This window comes from Cyanobium gracile PCC 6307 (assembly GCF_000316515.1).
GTDB lineage: Bacteria > Cyanobacteriota > Cyanobacteriia > PCC-6307 > Cyanobiaceae > Cyanobium > Cyanobium gracile.
In genome coordinates, this window is sequence record NC_019675.1 from 1,236,091 (window position 1) to 1,252,892 (window position 16,802).

Sequence of the window (16,802 nt, forward strand, 5' to 3'; positions counted from 1 at the left end):
CATGGTGGAGGCGGTCTGGGGCGAGCACAAGAGCGTCGAGCAGATCGCCGCCGTCATGCTGGAGATGCGCCGGGCCGGGGAACTGGCGCTGGTGACCCGGGTGTCGGCGGAGAAGGCCGCGGCGGTGCAGCGCCAGCTGGAGGAGTCCATCGGCACCCTGGGAGCCGAGGCGGCGCCCCGGCACGATCCGGCGGCCCGCTGCCTCACCTGGCCCGCCCCACCACCGGCCGATCCGGCCCTCGGACGGGTGGCAGTGCTCGGCGGTGGCAGCAGCGACCTCACCGTGGCGTCCGAGGCTCGCCTGGCCCTGGCCTGCCACGGAGTGGCCAGCGACCTGGTGCTCGACGTGGGCGTGGCCGGACTGCACCGGCTCCTGGGGCAGCTGGAGGGACTGCGCCAGGCCCGGGTGCTGATCGCCTGTGCCGGCATGGAGGGGGCCCTGCCCACCGTGCTGGCCGGTCTGCTGCCCCAGCCGGTGATCGGCGTGCCGGTGGCGGTGGGCTACGGGGTGAGCGTCGGCGGCCAGGCGGCCCTGATGGGCATGCTGGCCAGCTGCGCCCCCGGGCTCACTGTGGTGAACATCGACAACGGCTATGGAGCCGCCATGGCGGCCCTGCGGATCCTTCAGCTGGGCGTGGCCGGCTGATCAGCCGCCGGGGATCAATGGATCCGATGGCGGCGCCTCAATCTCCAGCACGGTCTGGAGCCAGAGGGTGAGGGAGCGGGGCAGGCGCCCCTGCTCGTAGCGCTCGATGGCCTCGAGCAGGACCGGGGTGTTGATCCAGCTGATCCGATGGGGAGGCACCGGCGCCTGCGGCTTCTGAGGCGCAGTGTGGGCGAGGACCGGCCGGCCGGCAAGGCCGCCGGTTCAAAGATGCTGCAGGTCGGGGTAGGCCGTGATCACCTGCTCGGTGGTCAGCACTTCGCCGGCCCCTTCCGGCTGCCAGATCACCTCGATGGCAAGCAGATCGTCCGCACCGACGGCACCGAGCTTCTGGAGCGAATCACGCAGGTCGTCGGCGGTGCCGGCCCCCTTGATCGCCAGGCTGCGCCGGCTGGCCACCAGCAGGGTGACGACGATGAAATCACTGGCGGCGTCGCTGGCGCCGGGGGCGACCGGCGCCGGCTCGCTGAAGCGGCGGCCGGACACGTTGGCGGTGAGTTCCCGCTCCAGCTTGCTGCGCTCCTGCATGGAGAGCCGGTTGAAGGTGGATTCGGCGCTGGCGAAAGGCACCTGGCCCACCTCGCCGCTGGCGTACACCCAGAGATCCGGATGGCGCAGCAGGGAGAGGCTGGTTTCCTGGAGCACCCGCTGCAGGCCTGAGCTGCTGGAGGTATCCGACGAACCGGCCAGGCGCCGCAGGTCGTCCTGGAGATCGCGGGCGGACGCCAGCAGACCCACCTGGATCTGGGCGATCGAGACCGGCCCGTCCGGGCGGGGGTTGTAGGCCAGCTCGGAGCCCGAGCCCCCGAGGGCCGGAGAGCCGCCGCCACGCAGGGCGTTGACCACCACACCGGCCACGGCCATGAGGATCAGGAAACCGAACAGGCCGCCGCCACCGAATCCGAAGATCGGCACGATGAAGGGAAAGCCGATGCCGCCGCCCCGGTAGCCACCGCCACTGAAGCCACCACCTCCGTAGCCACCACCGCCGCCATAGCTGCGGGGCATGGAGGGGGCCGAGCGGAAGCTGCCGCCACCGATGCGGCCACCGCTGGCGGCATGGGCCGGCGGCGGCGAGGCGATCACGAGGCCGGCCACCAACACGGGCACGACCATCAGACCGGCCAGGCGCCGGAGCAAGCGGGAACCCATGACGTACGACGTTGCGATGGCAGGAATCTAGGAACCGCCCCCCACGATGGTGACCACTTCCAGCACATCGGATTCCACCACAGGCTGGGCGGGCCAGCGATCCCTGGGGAGGATCTCACCGTTGAACTCCACCACCACCAGGCGCGGCTGGTAGCCGAGGGCCACGAGCACGGCATCGAGACACAGGCCCGCCGGGCAGCGGCGCGCTTCCCCGTTGACCCGAAGCAGCAGGTCTCCCGTCATGCCACCGGTCATGCCACCCGTCATGCCTCAGCCTCCAGCCCCGCCAGCAGCGCGGCGACCGCCTCCCCCGGGTCGGCGGCGGCCGTGATGGCCCGCACCACCGCCACCCGGTCCGCCCCGGCACGGCGCACGGCGGCCAGGTTGCCCGGATCGATACCGCCGATGGCGAAGAAGGGCAGGGGGGATTCCGCCGCCGCCTGGCTCACGTAGGCCAGCCCCACCGGCTCGCGGCCAGGCTTGGTGGGGGTGGCTTTGACGGGCCCCACCCCCACGTAGTCGCAGCCGTCGGCGACCGCCTGGCGCAGGTCCGCGAGCCGGTGGGTGCTGCGGCCGATCAGGCGGTCGGGCCCCAGCAGGCGGCGGGCCACCGACGGCGGCAGATCGCCCTGGCCGAGGTGGACGCCGTCGGCCCCCACCGCCAGGGCCAGGTCGATGCGGTCGTTGATCAGGAACAGGGCGCCATGGCGGTGGCAGAGCTGGCACAGGGCACTGGCCTGCTCGAAGCGGCTCCTGTCATCGAGGGGGGCGTCGGGTTTGGCGCGGTATTGCACCAGTCGCACCCCCGCCGCCAGGGCGGCGGCCACCACGGCCTCCAGGCCGTCCACCGGGCTGGTCACCAGATACAGATGGCAACGGCGCAGCAGGGCCCGGCGCCCTTCGCCGTCAAGGCCGGCCTGGAGCAGGTCCACCTCCACGTCGTAGAGGGCATAGCGGATCGACGCCGCCTCGGCCGCCAGCTCCGGGTCCTCGAGCCGGCCGAACTCCTCCAGCACCCGCAGCGCCTCCTGCACCCGCCCGGCGTTGGCGGCCAGGACGCCGGCGGCGTCCCGGCGTTCGGCCTGGGCCGGATGGGCCAGGCCCGCGGCCGGGTCGCTGGCGGTGTGCCGGGCCAGCTTGTAGGACATGCGATGCAGCCGCCCCAGGCGCTGGCGCAGGTCCTTGGTGCGGGCCACCAGGTCGGGTCGGTCGAGGGCGAAACGGGCCCAGTCCTCCAGCACCCGCAGCCCCTCCCGGGCCCGGTCGAGGTTGGCATCGAGCAGCCGCTCGATGGCGGCCCGCTCGGTGGCGGCATGTTGGGCGGTGGCACGCTCACGGCCGGACACCGGCGGCGACGGGACTGGAGGCTGGGGCGTCACCGGACCGGGGCGGGTGAGCCCTCCAGGGTATGGGAGGGCTTCTGCCGGCGGGAGCTCAGGCTATGGGCGGCAGAAGGCCGGGCCGAGGATCGGCGCCGCTGTCCTGCCCCCTAGGTCGAAGCCTCCCAGGCAGGTCCGAGTGTCTGGCAGAGGTCTCTGGCTCGATCGGCGTCCAGCCGGATCTGCCGGCTGAGGGCCTCGAGGCTGGCGAACGCCTGCTGGCGGCGCAGCAGCCGCAGGGGCTGCACGGTCAGACGGGCCCCCGCCAGCTCGAGCCGACGCTCCAGCAGGTGCACCTCCACCGCCGAAGGGGCCAGGGGATCCACGGTGGGCTGGGGCCCCAGATTCATCACCGCTGCCATCGGCCCCTCGCCGCCGTCGCGCCAGGCCAGGGCCGCATAGACCCCTTCCAGCGGCAGGAACTTGCGCCCGTCCACCGCCAGGTTGGCGGTGGGCCAGCCCAGCTGGCGCCCCAGGCCTCGGCCGCTCACCACCTGGCCGCTGAAGCGGTAGGGACGCTCCAGCAGGCGGGCCGCCTCGTCGATGTCACCGGCCGCCAGGGCCCGCCGGATGCGGCTGCTGCTCACCCGCTCGGCCCCGTCCCACAGCATCGGCACCACCTGCACGTCGATGCCGAAGCGGGCGCCGATGCGGGCCAGGTCGGCCACGTCCCCGCGGCGATCGACCCCGAAGCGGAAGTTGGTGCCCACCGCAATCCTGCGGGCCTGGAGCCGTTCGGCCAGCACCTGGCGCACGAACGGCTCCGGGGTCAGCGCCGAGAGCTCGCGGGTGAAGGGCACCAGCACCAGCTGCTCGATGCCGAGGGGTTCAAGCAGTTCCAGCTTCTCCTCCGGGAGATCCAGACGCAGCCGCGTCTCGCCATGGAGCACCTCGCGGGGATGGGGCCAGAAGCTGACCACCGTGGGCACAGCCCGGTCCTGGCCGGCGGGTATGGGCGCGGTGACGGCGGCGATCACGCGCCGGTGCCCCCGATGCAGGCCATCGAAGCTGCCCAGGGCGACGGCGGTGGGGCGCAGGGCGCTGGAGGGGTCGTGAAGCGGGATCAACGGCCTCGGCCCTCGCCGGCTGGATCCTCCCATGCCAAGTTTGGGAGCACCGATCCCGTCTCCATGGCCGACCAGCTGGACCTGCAGCGCATGGCCGACGCCCTACGCCGCACGGGCTGGGTGCGCTTCTGGGTCCAGCTGGCCCTCGGGGTGGTGGTGGTGGTGGTGCTGCTGTTCAACAACATCGGCGGACGGCTGGCGGCCAACTCCTCCCGCGCCCTGGGGCTGGGCCCCGGCCTTTCCCTCACCACCCTCTCGTTCCTGGTTCTGCTCTGGAGTCTGTGGCAATCCTGGCTGGTGGTGCGCTGCGGGCGTGCCCTGGCCAGCCCGGTGCGCCCCAGCCGGGGGGAGACCGCCCGCCTGGTGAAGCGGGGCCTGGTCGCCGATGTGGCCGGACTCACCCTGGCCTCCGTGGGCTACCAGGCCCTGGCCGGCAGCCTGTTCGTGCAGGCCTCCCAGCAGGTGCCGGGCTTCCTCGGGGCCCAGCTGCAGGCGACGCCGGGCAGCGGCGGTCGGGTGGTGGGCCTGCCGATCACCTCGATCGAGATGCTCTCGGTGCTCAGCAACACCCAGGTGCTGTTCGCCCACGTGCTCGCCCTGATCATCAGCCTCTGGCTGCTGCAACGGATCTACCGCAGGAGCTGATCTCGCCGACCCAGCGCCTCCACGGGCGGCAGCGCCTCCACCGGACCGCGCCAGAACAGCTCCGGCTGCAGGGGCGTCAGGGACGATCCCCCCTGCTGCACCCAGGCCACATCGGTGGGCCATTCAGCCGGACCGGCACCGGTGCCCTCCAGGTCGTCGACCACCTCGCCGGCCAGCCAGTAGTAGGTGCGGCCGCGGGGATCGGTGCGCTTCTCGAACTGATCGATGTAGCGTCGCACCGCCGTGCGGCACCAGCGCAGCGGGGCGAGGGAATCGGCGGGCCGCGGCGGCACATTGAGATTGAGCAGCAGCCCCTCGGGCCAGCCGCCGGCCAGCATCCGCTCGGCCACATCGAGGGCCAGGGCCGCCGCCGGCTCGAAGCGACGCCAGTGGAAATCGGCGCTGCTCACCGCCAGGGCCGGCAGGCCCTCGATCGTGCCCTCCATCGCCGCCGACACCGTGCCGGAATAGAGCACGTCGGTGCCCAGGTTGGGGCCGTGGTTGATGCCGGAGAGGACCAGATCCGGCGGCTGCTCCAGCAACCGGAACAGGGCCAGCTTGACGCAGTCGGAGGGGGTGCCGCTGCAGGCCCAGGCGGTGACCCCCGCCGCGAAGAGCTCATCGGCCCGCTCCGCCCGCAGCGGCGTCTGGAGGGTGAGTCCATGGCCGGTGGCCGAACGTTCTCGGTCCGGGCAGACCACGGTGACCGTGTGGCCGCGGCCGGCCGCCTCGGCCGCCAGGGCCTGGATGCCGTCGGCGAAGACCCCGTCGTCGTTGCTGATCAGGATCCGGAGCGGCGCCATCGACCCTGAACATGGGACTGCCGGCAAGTTAGACGCTGCTGCCTACAGTCGCTTTCTCCCCCCGATCCGTGCCGTGAGCGCCACCGTCAGCCTGCAGCAGCTCACCGACCAGCTGGAGCGCCTGGAGGCGGAGGCCGCCGACGCCATCGCCGCCGCCGAGGACGCCGCGGCCCTCGAGGAGCTGCGGGTGGGCCTGCTGGGCAAGAAAGGGCGCCTCTCCGGGGTGCTCGGCGCCATGGGCCGGCTCCCCGGCGACGAGCGCCCCCTGGTGGGCCAGCGGGCCAACCGCCTCAAGGACCAGGTGCAGCAGCTGCTGGGCGCCCGGCTCGAGGCCGTCCGCAGCTCCGCCATGGCGGAGCGGCTGGAGCGGGAGCGGATCGACGTGACGGCGGCCTGCAGTTACGTGCCGCCAGGCCACCGCCATCCGCTGCAGAGCACGATCGAGGAGATCGTCGACATCTTCGCCGGCCTCGGCTACCGGGTGTCCGAAGGGCCGGAGATCGAGACCGACCACTACAACTTCACCGCCCTCAACATCCCGGAACACCACCCGGCCCGGGACATGCAGGACACCTTCTATCTGGGGGGTGACCGGCTGCTGCGTACCCACACCTCGCCGGTGCAGATCCGCCATCTCGAGGCCAACCCTCCGCCGGTGCGGGTGATCGCCCCCGGCCGGGTGTACCGCCGCGATGCGGTGGATGCCACCCACTCTCCGGTGTTCCACCAGGTGGAGGTGCTCGCCCTCGACGAGGGGCTGGATTTCAGCCACCTGCGCGGCACGGTCACCACCTTCCTGCAGCAGTTCTTCGGCGACCTGCCGGTGCGTTTCCGGGCCAGCTACTTCCCCTTCACCGAGCCCTCCGCCGAGGTGGACGTGCAGTGGCGGGGGCGCTGGCTGGAGGTGATGGGCTGCGGCATGGTGGATCCGGCAGTGCTGGAGGGGCTGAGCATCGATCCGGAGCGCTGGAGCGGTTTCGCCGCCGGTCTGGGGGTGGAGCGCTTCTGCATGGTGCGCCACGGCATCGACGACATCCGCAGGCTGTTCAACAGCGATCTGCGCTTCCTGGAGCAGTTCTGATCTCCCCCCATAAACTCGATGGGCCCCCACGAGCGCGATCGGTGCCCCGGGTCGGACTGATCGTCAACGACGGCAAGGATCTGGCGATCAGCACCGCCGACCTGATAGAGAACCGGCTGACCGCCGCCGGGCTGGAGGTGGCGCGGGTCAGCAGCTCCGGTGGCGTGGTGGGTTTCGCCAATCCCGACCAGCACCTGCGCTCCCGGGGCTACGCCGCCTGCGTGCCCGCCAGCTTCAATGAGGAAATGGCCCTGGCGCTGGTGCTGGGGGGGGACGGCACCGTTCTCTCCGCCGCCCGCCAGACCGCCCCGATCGGGGTGCCGATCCTGACGATCAACACCGGCCACCTCGGTTTCCTGGCCGAGGCCTACCTCAAGGACCTGGACCAGGCCCTGGCCCAGGTGGTAGCCGGGGAATGGACCGTGGAGGAGCGCTCCATGCTCGTGGTGAGCGTGATGCGGGGCGAGCAGAGGCGCTGGGAGGTGCTCTGTCTCAACGAGATGGCCCTGCACCGGGAGCCGCTCACCAGCATGTGCCACTTCGAGATCGCCATCGGCCGCCATGCCCCCGTGGACATCGCCGCCGACGGGGTGATCCTCTCCTCCCCCACCGGCTCCACGGCCTATGCCCTGAGTGCTGGCGGCCCGGTGATCACCCCCGACTGTCCAGTGCTGCAGCTGACGCCGATCGCCGCCCATTCCCTCGCCTCCCGGGCCCTGGTGTTCAGCGACCAGGAGCCGGTGACCGTGTTCCCCGCCACCCCCGAGCGGCTGATGATGGTGGTCGACGGCAGCGCCGGCTGTTACGTCTGGCCCGAGGACCGGGTGCTGGTGCGGCGCAGCGAGCACCCCGTCCGCTTCGTGCGGCTGGCCGACCATGAGTTCTTCCAGGTGCTGCGCAACAAGCTGGGCTGGGGCCTGCCCCACGTGGCCAAGCCCTCCAGCAGCCACGCCGACGCCCCCCTGTGACCGCGTCCCTGCCAACGACCGTGGTGCTGCTGGTGGGCCCGGAGGCCGCCGGCCTGGCGCCGCGGCTGGAGGTCTCCGGCTACCGGACCGTGCTGGAGGAGACCGGGGAGGACCTGCCGGCGGCGGCGGTCCTGTCGCCCGGCAGCGAAGAGCGGATCCCTGAACTGCGCCGCCGGATGGGCGCCCGCCCGCTGCTGCTCGGCATCACCAGCGACAGCGTCGAGAGTCGCAGCCGCTGCCTGGAGTGGGGCGCCGATGATTTCTGGCTACCCAGCCTGGGCACGAGCGACCTGCTCACCCGGCTGCGGCTGCACCTCGGCTTTGCCCGGCGTCAGGCGCCCACGCCGGTGTCCACCCTGCTGAAGGTGGCGGATCTGCGCGTCGATCCGGTGGCCTGCCAGAGCTGGCGAGGTCAGCGCCAGCTCAGCCTGACGGCCCGGGAGTACCAGCTGCTGCTGCTGCTGCTGCGTCACAAGGGAACGGTGGTGAGCCGGGAGCAGATCCTCGAGGAGATCTGGGCCGACCAGGGCGGGGGCGCCAGCAACGTGATCGAGGTCTACGTGCGCTACCTGCGCCAGAAACTGGAACAGGACGGGGAACCGCGGCTGATCCACACCGTGCGGGGGCGGGGCTACTGCCTCGGTGACGGGCGGCCCCCGGTGGGGCCCCTGCCATGAGCCGTTCCCTGCTCCGGAGCCTGACCATCGCCGGTGTCGTCGGGCTGACCGGCTGCGGGCCGGGCCTGAGCCAGAGCCCGCCCCAGTTCCTGCCCATCACCGCCCAGTGGTGCCTGGCGGGGCCGCCGCCGGTGCGTTGCATCCAGCTGGAGGTACCCCGGGGGGAGCGCCAGTACGCCATGGGGCTGCAGCTGCGGCCGCCCCTGCCGCCCCTGCGCGGCATGTGGTTCCCCTACGTCCCCCCTGCGGTGGCCCGGTTCTGGATGCACCGCACGCCCGAACCCCTGGACATGCTGTTCATCCGCGACGGTCGGGTCATCGCCCTGCAGAGTCCCGCCCGCCCCTGCATGAACCTGCCCTGCCCCAGCTACGGCCCCGACACGCCGGTGGACGGGGTGCTGGAACTGGCCGCCGGCCAGGCCGCCGTGCTCGGCATCACCGTGGGCACCCCGGTGCGGATCACCCCGCTGCCGGGAGCGACCCCTTCAGCACCAGCACCGGATTGAGGGGCGCCAGGCGGGTGCCCTCCGCCAGGGGGGCGCCGCGCCAGGCCTGGATCTGGCTGACGGTCACCCCCAGGCCGGCCTGCTCCAGCTGGGGCCTGAGCTGGGCCAGGGCTTCGACCGTAGCCAGGGGCAGAACCACCACCCCGCCAGGCCGCAGCCGGCCCAGCACCGCCTGCAGCACCTCGCCGCGGCCCCGGCCGCCGCCGCCGATCAGCACCCGGTCGGGATCGGGCAGGGACTCCAGGGCCGCCGGAGCCTCCCCCTCCAGCACCGCCGCGGGCCGCACCCCCAGCCGCTCCGCATTGGCGCCGATCAGGGCGGCGGCCCCGGGCCGGCGTTCCAGCGCCCACAGCTCCAGGGCAGGGCGCAGGCGCAACGCCTCCAGCCCCACCGACCCGACACCAGCGCCGATGTCCCAGAGCACCCCGCGCTCGGGGAGCTCCAGATCGGCCAGCAGCTGGATGCGCACCTCCCGCTTGGTCATCAGCCCCGGCTGGTCGGAGTGCTGCAGCCAGAGCCCGTCGGCCAGGCCGAACAGGGGCAGGGCCTCGGGCGGAGGCACGGCAGGGGCGGCGGCGATCAGCAGCACCAGGTGCAGGGGATCGAGATTGGGCGGCAGGGGGTCGGCGGGGGCCAGCCGCTGCAGCCGCTCCGCCGGATGGCCCAGGCGTTCCCCCAGCCAGAGCTCATAGGCCGCCTCCAGCCCCGACGCCCGCAGGATCCGGCGCACGGCGTCGGCACCGCCGCAGGCCGGATCGGTGAGTACTGCCAAGGCGGCGGGCCGCTGCTGCAACCGGGCCGCCAGCGGCTCGGGATCGCGCCCGTGGAGGCTGATCCAGGAGGCGTCCTGCCAGGGTCGGCCCAGGCGGGCGAAGGCCAGCTGCAGGGAGGTGGGGGCCGGATGGAAGCGGAGCCGTTCGGCGGGAAGGTGCTGGAGCAGCAGGCGGCCGATGCCGAACCAGAGGGGGTCGCCGCTGGCGAGCACCACCACCCGCTGGCCGGCGGCGAGGGCCCGCTCCAGCCGCGGCAGCAATTCGGCGGGCTTGTCGCTGGCGAGCAGCTCCGGTGCGGGGGCGCCGTCGCGCCAGGCCTCAAGGTCGGCCAGCAGCCGCCGCGGGGCCGCCACCAGATTGGCCTGCCGGATCCTGTCCTGCCAGGGGCGGGAGAGACCCGCCAGGCCGGCGGCATCGGTGCCCAGCACCTCCAGCAGCGAACCCTCCAGCCGTGCCCCTGTGCCACTTCTGGCCATGATGCTCCCGGACGTGCCGGCCCACCCCCCTGCCCATGAGCGATCGACGCCAGCGGATCCACAGCCTGGTGGTCGCCCTGCTGGCCCACCAGAGTGATCTCGAGCTGCTGGATGACGACCGCTCAGGCCCGGGCGGCCATCCACTCGGGGCCAGTGGCGACGCCGGCAGCTGGCTGGAGCGCAACCGTCGCGTGGTGCAGCGCTACCAGTCGCTGGTGCGCAGCGCCGTCACCCTCGATGCCCTGATCGAGCAGGAACTGGGCAGCGATCAGCTGGGCGGCGGCGCCACCCCCGACTGACCCTCGAGGAAGGCCATCAGGCGCGGATAGAGCAGCAGGGCGCCCGCGTTGGTGAGGTGGGTCTCGTCGCTGTAGAGGGGCGTCCCGGCCCGGACGCTGGAGCAGACGGACTGCGTCGGCGGGCAGATGCTGTCGAAGGGGCTGAACAGGCGCGTGCCGGCCAGATCCCGGATGGTGCGCTCCTGCAGGCGCTGGGCCGGGGCGATGGCGGCCAGCTCCTGCCGGCGGGGCCGCAGCACCGGCTGGCACTGGGACCCGAGGGACCAGGCGGGACGGAACCACTCCGTCTGGCAGAGGGTGAGCGGACCGCCGATCTTCAGCTGGGGGAAGGTGGGCAGGGGGCCGAACACCACCACGTCCGCCCCACGGCGGCTCACCTCGGCACCGAACCGGCGCAGGGCGGCGGCGTAGGAGGCCTCGATGCTCATGCGGGGCGACGCCTGGATACCCTCCAGGTGGCCGGCCAGATTCGACACCAGCACGACCCGGTCCCCTGGTCGCAGGCGGGCCAGCACCCGGCGCTCCTCGTTGTCGGCGTAGGGGCGGCAGCGGCGGTAGCGGGCCTGCTCCGGGGCGCCCTCCCCCCAGCGGGGGAAGAAGGGTACGGGGCAGCCGCCGCGGGCCATGAAGGCCACGTTGAAGCGGCCGCTGGCCAGCAGCTTCTCCCCCAGGGGAATCAGTACGTGGGTGTGGCTGTCCCCCAGGAAGAAGAGGGTGGGAAGGTCCTTCCCCTTCGGCCCCAGGGCCAGGCAGGGGTCGGGCCCATCGCCCCTGACGACCGGATCGGTGGGCTCCTGGAAGCAGTGGACCGTGTCGACGGTCGTGCCGCCGATGCGCTTCATGTTGGCCGTGGTGCCGACGGTGTGGCGGCGCTCACCCACGTAGAGCCGTCCCAGCAGCGGCCCCTGCAGGCCCGCATTGACGACGGCGACCAGCACGGTCATGGCCGGGTAGAGAACGCCGGAGCGACCCAGGCCGGGGATGGCGGGGTGGCCGTAGCGGAACAGGCACTCGAGCCGGAAGGAGAGGGCCGTGCACAGGGTGATCAGCACCAGCACCGGCAGCAGGGTGAAGGCGTTGAAGCCCACTGTCCAGCGGGCCAGCACGATCACCGGCCAGTGCCAGAGGTAGAGCGAGTAGGACACCATGCCGATGGCCAGGCAGGCGGGATGGCACAGCCAGCGGCCGATGCCCCCGGCCGGCTGGACGAGCAAGAGCAGCAGCGCCGTCAGCGCCGTGATCCCCAGGGTGGTGCCCAGCCGCCAGGCCTCCGGCAGCAGCAGCAGGGCCAGCAACGCCACCAGGGCCACGGTGGCCAGGGGCTGGCGCCAGTGGGGCAGGGCCAGCCGCTGGCCCAGGTCGCGGGCACTGCCGCTGCCGCGATGGAGCAGGTAGGCGCCGCAACCCGCCGTCAGTTCCCAGAAGCGGGCGGTGGTGAGGAAGAAGGCCCGCTCGGCGTTGCCGCCCAGGCTCAGGCCCAGAAAGAGGGCCAGGGACAGGGCCAGCAGCAGCAGGCTGGCCGCCTTGAGCCGCCGCAGGGCTCCGGCCCCGGCCCCGGCCACCCCCAGACCGCAGAGCAGCAGCAGCGCCGGCCAGACCAGATAGAACTGCTCCTCCACACCCAGCGACCAGGTGTGCATGAAGGCGTTGAAGTGGTTGTCGGTGGCGAAGTAATTCGAGCCCTGTCGGAGCAGATAGAGATTGGAGACACCGAAGAGGGCGGCCAGGCCGGTCCGCATCACCGGTGTGAAGAAATCATCGATCGGTGAGACGACCATCGAGAACAGGGCCGAGACGACGGCGATGTTCACCACCAGCGCCGGCATCAGGCGTCGGACCCGGCGACCGTAGAAGCGGCGCAGGAACTGCCAGCGGCTGCCGTCCCGCCGGGCCAGCAACGAGGACGTCACCACATAGCCCGAGATCACGAAGAAGATGTCCACCCCGAGGAAGCCCCCCGGCAGCCAGCGGGGATCGAGGTGGTTGATCAGCACGGCGATGACGGCCACGGCCCGCAGGCCGTCGATCTCGGGCCGGTAGGCCCTCGAGCGCTGTGGCGGCCGGAGGCCCGCGCCGAAAAGCCGCACCAGAGGATTCACGCCGCCCCGACGATTGCAGGCAGGGTAATGGCGATCTGGATCGGCCCTCGCTGCGGGGCCAGCTCTGACAAGCTGGGCCCACTTCGTCTGGCCCCATGGTGCCCTTCGGCCTCTCCGCTCTCCAGAACCTGCGGCGCGGCAGGGGTCCCTGGCAGCCCCCCGAGGCCAGCTGGTCGCGGCCGTTCGGCCAGGGCTGGAGCCAGCCCTACACGGTGCGCTACGCCAGCAACCTCGACGACGGCCCCAACCACGGCATGCCCCTGGGGGGCTTCGGCGCCGGCTGCCTGGGGCGGGGCCTCGACGGCGCCTTCAACCTCTGGCACCTCGACGGGGGGGAGCACTGGTTCGGCGTGCTGCCCGACTGCCAGTTCGCCCTTTTCGAGCAGGACGGCGACGGGCGGCGGGCCCATGCCCTGGCCACAGCGCCCCAGGCCGACGATTCCCGCCCCGGCTCCGGCCCGCCGCTGGCCTCCTGGAACTGGTACCCCGCCGCCACCCCGGAGCAGCCCAGCGGCACCGTGGCGGTGCGCTACCCGATCAGCTCCCATCACTACGCCGCGGTGTTCAGCGCCGACGTGCGCTGCGAAGCCTTCAGCCCGATCCTCCCCGGCGACTACCGCCGCACCAGCTACCCGGTCGCCGTGTTCGCCTGGACGTTCAGCAACCCAACGAATCAGCCGCTGGAGCTGTCGCTGCTGCTGAGCTGGCGCAACACCGTCGGCTGGTTCACCAACACCGACCCGGCGGCGGAGGTCCACTTCCGGGATGACGGCAGCCCGGAGCACAACTACGTGCCGGCGATCGGCCGCGGCAAGGGGCAGCGCAACCGCTGGGTCGACGGGGCCGGCCTCAAGGGCCTGCTGCTGGAGGGGGAGCGCACCCAGCCCCTGGCGGAAGGGGAAGGACAGTGGTGCCTGGCGGTACCCGACGAGGCGGCGCTGAACCACCCGGGGGTGGAGGTGTTCCGCTGCAGCCGCTGGGATCCCAGCGGTGACGGGGCGGAACTCTGGGAACCCTTCAGCCGCGATGGCTCGATCCCCGACAGTGACAACGACCGCCGCAGCACCGGCGACGATCCCCTCAGCGCCGCCCTGGCGGTGCGCTTCCGGCTGGAGCCGGGCGCCTCGCTGGAGATTCCTGTGGTGATCAGCTGGGACCTGCCCGTGACGGCCTTCGCCACCGGCACCCGGGCCCTGCGCCGCTACACCGACTTCTTCTCCGCCGAAGGCGACAGCGCCGCTGCCATCGCCGGCGAAGCCCTGGCCGACTGGCGCGACTGGCAGGCCGCGATCGAGGCCTGGCAGGCGCCGGTGGTGCAACGCCACGACCTGGCGGAACCGCTGCGCATGGCGTTGCTCAACGAGCTCTACGACCTGGCCAGTGGCGGCAGCCTCTGGACGGCCGCCAGCCCCGGCGATCCGGTGGGCCGCTTCGGAGTGCTCGAGTGCCTCGACTACGCCTGGTACGAGAGCCTCGACGTGCGGCTGTACGGCTCCTTCGCCCTGCTGCAGCTGTGGCCCGAGCTCGACAAGGCGGTGCTGCGCAGCTTCGCCCGCGCCATCCCGGCCGCCGATCCGACGCCGCGGCCGATCGGCTGGTATTTCACCCAGGGGCGGGGCCGGGTGGAGGCGGCCCGCAAGGTGGCCGGCGCCACCCCCCACGACCTCGGGGCCCCGAACGAGCGCCCCTTCGACGCCACCAACTACACCGCCTACCAGGACTGCAACCTCTGGAAGGACCTGGCCAGCGATTACGTGCTGCAGGTCTGGCGCACCTACAGCCTGGCCCCCAGCGGACCGGACATCCGTTTCCTGGCGGACTGCTGGCCGGCGGCGGTGACCGCCCTCGACTACCTCAAGCAGTTCGACGTCAACGACGACGGACTGCCCGACAACGGCGGTGCCCCGGACCAGACCTTCGACGACTGGCCCCTGCAGGGTGTGAGCGCCTACTGCGGCGCCCTCTGGATCGCTGCCCTGGAGGCGGCCCTGGCCATCGGCCAGCGTCTCCAGCTGGAGCTGGGGCTCGACACTGCCGAGGAGCAACGGCGCTTCGGCGGCTGGCTCGAGCAGTCCCGAAGCCATTTCGATACCCTGCTCTGGAACGGCGAGTACTACGCCATCGATGCCGGCAGCGGCACCCCGGTGGTGATGGCCGACCAGCTCTGCGGCGACTTCTACGCCCGGCTGCTGGCGCTGCCACCGGTGGTGGCCGACGAGCGCGCCCTCTCCTCCCTCAAGGCGATACGTCAGGCCTGCTTTGAGTCCTTCGAGGGCGGCCGTCTGGGGGTGGCCAATGGCCTGCGCCGCGATGGCACCCCCCTCGATCCCGAGGGAACCCATCCGCTGGAGGTCTGGACCGGCATCAACTTCGGCCTGGCCGCTTACTACCGGCTGATGGGACAGAGCAGCACCGCCTTCGCCATCACCGGTGCCGTCGTGCGCCAGGTGTACGAGGGCGGCCTGCAGTTCCGCACACCGGAGGCGATCACCGCGGCCGGCACCTTCCGCGCCTGCCACTACCTGCGGGCCATGGCGATCTGGGCCCTGTGGGCGACCCACACCGGCTGGCAGCCGATCCCCGGCGCCGAGCGCCAGCCATGAGCCAGCGGATCTGCGGGCGGATCGAGGTGCTGCTGCTGGCCCCCCTGCTGGCCCTGATCCTGGCCATCGCGCCGGCACCGGCCCTGGCCCAGGTCCACGCCCACCCGGATGCCGAGGGCACGCCGGTGGTGCGCAGCCTGGAGAGCCTGCGCGACCTCGATGACCAGAGCTGGCAGGTGGTGGCCTACCGGGAAGGGCCGCCGGGGGGAGCGTTGCGGCTGCGGATCGTCGGCTACCCCGGCAAGGTGCGCCTCGACCACCCCACCGCCCTCGAGGTGCGCAGCGGTCGGCTGCGCTGGGACCTGGAGGACGTCACCCTCGCCAGTGCCGCCCTCGCCCGGGACAACCGCGCCGCCGCGGCCGAGTTCGACCTGGCGCCGCTGCTGGCCGATCTGGAGCAGAACCGCCCCCTGCGCCTGCGGCTGCCGAGGGTGTTCAGCGAGCTGGCGGTCCCCCCCTACGTGGTGGCCGAATGGCGCCGCCTGCCGGACGCGCCCGCCCCATGAGCCCCGGATCCCCCTGGCATCGCTGGATGGACAGGGCCCTGCAGCTGGCCGCCCTCGCCGAAGGCCGCACCAGCCCCAATCCCCTGGTGGGCGCCGTGGTGCTGGATGCCGACGGGACGCTGGTGGGGGAGGGATTCCATGCGCGGGCTGGGGAGGCCCATGCGGAGGTGGGCGCCCTGGCCCAGGCGGGCGAGCGGGCCCGGGGCGGCACCCTGGTCGTGACCCTGGAACCCTGCTGCCACCACGGCCGCACACCCCCCTGTTGCGAGGCGGTGATCGCCGCCGGCATTGCCCGGGTGGTGCTGGCCATGGCCGACCCCAACCCCCTGGTGGCCGGCGGCGGCAGCGCCCGCCTGCGGGCGGCGGGCCTGGAGGTGATCGCAGGGGTGAGGGAGGCCGAGGCGCGCCGGCTCAACCGGCCCTTTCTGCACAGGATCGCCACCGGCCGACCCCTGGGGATCCTCAAATGGGCCATGAGCCTGGATGGGCGCACGGCGCTGCCCAACGGTGTCAGCCAGTGGATCAGTGGCCCGGAGGCCCGTGCCTGGGTGCACCGCCTCCGTGCCCGCTGCGATGCCGTGATCGTGGGCGGCGGCACGGTTCGGGCCGACGACCCCCTGCTCACCAGCCGGGGGCAGCGCAGCCCCGAACCCCTGCGGGTGGTGCTGAGCCGGAGCCTCGACCTGCCGGAGAAGGCCCGCCTGTGGGACACCTCCGGGGCGCCGACCCTGGTGGCCCATGGACCGGGAGCGCCGCAGGAGGCACGTCGGAGGCTGGCCGGATCCGGGGCGGAAAGCCTGGAACTGCGGGCCTGTGAACCGGCCAGGCTGCTAGAGGCGCTGGAGGCTCGCGGTTGCAATCGGGTGCTCTGGGAGTGCGGTCCGGAACTGGCGGCGGCCGCGCTGCGCCAAGGCTGCATCCAGCAGGTGGCAGCCGTGATCGCGCCCCGGCTACTGGGTGGCCACCCAGCCCGGACTCCCCTGGGCGACCTCGGGCACACCAGCCTCGATGCCACATCACTGTGGCCTCTGGCTAAGGTCGGCCGGATCGGCGACGACCTGCTCTGCTGGGCCATCCCAGGAACCCGGACGGCGCTCTGATCAG

General features: G+C 72.5%; 18 protein-coding genes. 10 read left to right on the forward strand and 8 right to left on the reverse strand.

What is annotated here, in order from left to right; translation table 11 throughout:
• The first annotated feature begins 1 nt into the window (after nucleotide 1).
• Nucleotides 2-646 carry a nickel pincer cofactor biosynthesis protein LarB gene (gene larB / locus CYAGR_RS05850; RefSeq protein WP_051017206.1) on the forward strand — a complete coding sequence of 215 codons (645 nt, stop codon included), beginning with the start codon at nucleotides 2-4 and terminating at the stop codon, nucleotides 644-646.
• On the opposite strand, the gene CYAGR_RS18700 is transcribed toward larB, so the two are convergent.
• The 5 genes from CYAGR_RS18700 to CYAGR_RS05870 all read right to left on the reverse strand — a co-directional run bounded on the left by CYAGR_RS18700 (nucleotide 647) and on the right by CYAGR_RS05870 (nucleotide 4,262).
• On the reverse strand, nucleotides 647-805 hold the full coding sequence (locus CYAGR_RS18700) for a hypothetical protein (RefSeq protein ID WP_015108865.1): 159 nt from the start codon (nucleotides 803-805) through the stop codon (nucleotides 647-649).
• Nucleotides 806-868: 63 nt separating this feature from the next.
• Nucleotides 869-1,816, reverse strand: coding sequence for a DUF1517 domain-containing protein (locus CYAGR_RS05855; protein WP_015108866.1), 948 nt, complete (start codon nucleotides 1,814-1,816; stop codon nucleotides 869-871).
• A gap of 27 nt (nucleotides 1,817-1,843) precedes the next feature.
• Entirely contained in the window at nucleotides 1,844-2,059 is a 216-nt protein-coding gene (thiS, locus tag CYAGR_RS05860) for a sulfur carrier protein ThiS (RefSeq protein WP_043326633.1), read from the reverse strand.
• Between the two features lie 20 nt (nucleotides 2,060-2,079).
• On the reverse strand, nucleotides 2,080-3,162 hold the full coding sequence (locus CYAGR_RS05865) for a thiamine phosphate synthase (RefSeq protein ID WP_015108868.1): 1,083 nt from the start codon (nucleotides 3,160-3,162) through the stop codon (nucleotides 2,080-2,082).
• 143 nt (nucleotides 3,163-3,305) lie between these two features.
• On the reverse strand, nucleotides 3,306-4,262 hold the full coding sequence (locus CYAGR_RS05870; protein ID WP_015108869.1) for a bifunctional riboflavin kinase/FAD synthetase: 957 nt from the start codon (nucleotides 4,260-4,262) through the stop codon (nucleotides 3,306-3,308).
• A gap of 63 nt (nucleotides 4,263-4,325) precedes the next feature.
• Between CYAGR_RS05870 and CYAGR_RS05875 the strand changes: the two genes are divergently transcribed.
• Complete coding sequence (locus CYAGR_RS05875; protein ID WP_015108870.1) at nucleotides 4,326-4,907, forward strand: DUF3611 family protein; 582 nt, start codon at nucleotides 4,326-4,328, stop codon at nucleotides 4,905-4,907.
• Here the strand turns inward: CYAGR_RS05875 and surE are convergent.
• Nucleotides 4,892-5,710 (reverse strand): 5'/3'-nucleotidase SurE, encoded by an 819-nt coding sequence (gene surE, locus CYAGR_RS05880; protein ID WP_015108871.1) that lies wholly within the window; start codon nucleotides 5,708-5,710, stop codon nucleotides 4,892-4,894. The two genes, CYAGR_RS05875 and surE, sit on opposite strands and share 16 nt — an antisense overlap.
• A gap of 73 nt (nucleotides 5,711-5,783) precedes the next feature.
• Between surE and CYAGR_RS05885 the strand changes: the two genes are divergently transcribed.
• From CYAGR_RS05885 to CYAGR_RS05900, 4 genes are read left to right on the forward strand one after another with little or no spacing between them, the layout of a single operon-like run.
• Nucleotides 5,784-6,791 (forward strand): phenylalanine--tRNA ligase subunit alpha, encoded by a 1,008-nt coding sequence (locus tag CYAGR_RS05885; RefSeq protein ID WP_015108872.1) that lies wholly within the window; start codon nucleotides 5,784-5,786, stop codon nucleotides 6,789-6,791.
• Nucleotides 6,792-6,832: 41 nt separating this feature from the next.
• The gene (locus tag CYAGR_RS05890; protein ID WP_015108873.1) at nucleotides 6,833-7,759 is read left to right on the forward strand and encodes an NAD(+) kinase; all 927 of its coding nucleotides are present in this window, start codon (nucleotides 6,833-6,835) and stop codon (nucleotides 7,757-7,759) included.
• Complete coding sequence (locus tag CYAGR_RS05895; RefSeq protein WP_015108874.1) at nucleotides 7,756-8,436, forward strand: winged helix-turn-helix transcriptional regulator; 681 nt, start codon at nucleotides 7,756-7,758, stop codon at nucleotides 8,434-8,436. Before CYAGR_RS05890 ends, CYAGR_RS05895 begins: the two co-directional genes overlap by 4 nt.
• The gene (locus tag CYAGR_RS05900) at nucleotides 8,433-8,942 is read left to right on the forward strand and encodes a DUF192 domain-containing protein (RefSeq protein WP_015108875.1); all 510 of its coding nucleotides are present in this window, start codon (nucleotides 8,433-8,435) and stop codon (nucleotides 8,940-8,942) included. The genes CYAGR_RS05895 and CYAGR_RS05900 overlap by 4 nt, the downstream gene beginning before the upstream one ends.
• On the opposite strand, the gene CYAGR_RS05905 is transcribed toward CYAGR_RS05900, so the two are convergent.
• Complete coding sequence (locus CYAGR_RS05905) at nucleotides 8,896-10,191, reverse strand: bifunctional cobalt-precorrin-7 (C(5))-methyltransferase/cobalt-precorrin-6B (C(15))-methyltransferase (protein WP_015108876.1); 1,296 nt, start codon at nucleotides 10,189-10,191, stop codon at nucleotides 8,896-8,898. The genes CYAGR_RS05900 and CYAGR_RS05905 overlap by 47 nt on opposite strands.
• A gap of 35 nt (nucleotides 10,192-10,226) precedes the next feature.
• Here CYAGR_RS05905 and CYAGR_RS05910 point away from each other — a divergent pair, with 35 nt between their 5' ends.
• Entirely contained in the window at nucleotides 10,227-10,490 is a 264-nt protein-coding gene (locus CYAGR_RS05910) for a hypothetical protein (RefSeq protein WP_015108877.1), read from the forward strand.
• Here CYAGR_RS05910 and CYAGR_RS05915 read toward each other — a convergent pair.
• Nucleotides 10,460-12,577: an acyltransferase family protein gene (locus CYAGR_RS05915; RefSeq protein WP_172637152.1), complete on the reverse strand. Its 2,118-nt coding sequence runs from the start codon at nucleotides 12,575-12,577 to the stop codon at nucleotides 10,460-10,462. The two genes, CYAGR_RS05910 and CYAGR_RS05915, sit on opposite strands and share 31 nt — an antisense overlap.
• A gap of 107 nt (nucleotides 12,578-12,684) precedes the next feature.
• Between CYAGR_RS05915 and CYAGR_RS05920 the strand changes: the two genes are divergently transcribed.
• The 3 genes from CYAGR_RS05920 to ribD are packed head-to-tail and all read left to right on the forward strand — an operon-like array spanning nucleotide 12,685 to nucleotide 16,798.
• On the forward strand, nucleotides 12,685-15,192 hold the full coding sequence (locus CYAGR_RS05920) for a GH116 family glycosyl hydrolase (protein ID WP_015108879.1): 2,508 nt from the start codon (nucleotides 12,685-12,687) through the stop codon (nucleotides 15,190-15,192).
• Complete coding sequence (locus tag CYAGR_RS05925) at nucleotides 15,189-15,698, forward strand: DUF3122 domain-containing protein (RefSeq protein ID WP_015108880.1); 510 nt, start codon at nucleotides 15,189-15,191, stop codon at nucleotides 15,696-15,698. The genes CYAGR_RS05920 and CYAGR_RS05925 overlap by 4 nt, the downstream gene beginning before the upstream one ends.
• On the forward strand, nucleotides 15,695-16,798 hold the full coding sequence (gene ribD / locus CYAGR_RS05930) for a bifunctional diaminohydroxyphosphoribosylaminopyrimidine deaminase/5-amino-6-(5-phosphoribosylamino)uracil reductase RibD (RefSeq protein WP_043326641.1): 1,104 nt from the start codon (nucleotides 15,695-15,697) through the stop codon (nucleotides 16,796-16,798). The genes CYAGR_RS05925 and ribD overlap by 4 nt, the downstream gene beginning before the upstream one ends.
• The last annotated feature ends 4 nt before the right edge of the window (nucleotides 16,799-16,802 follow it).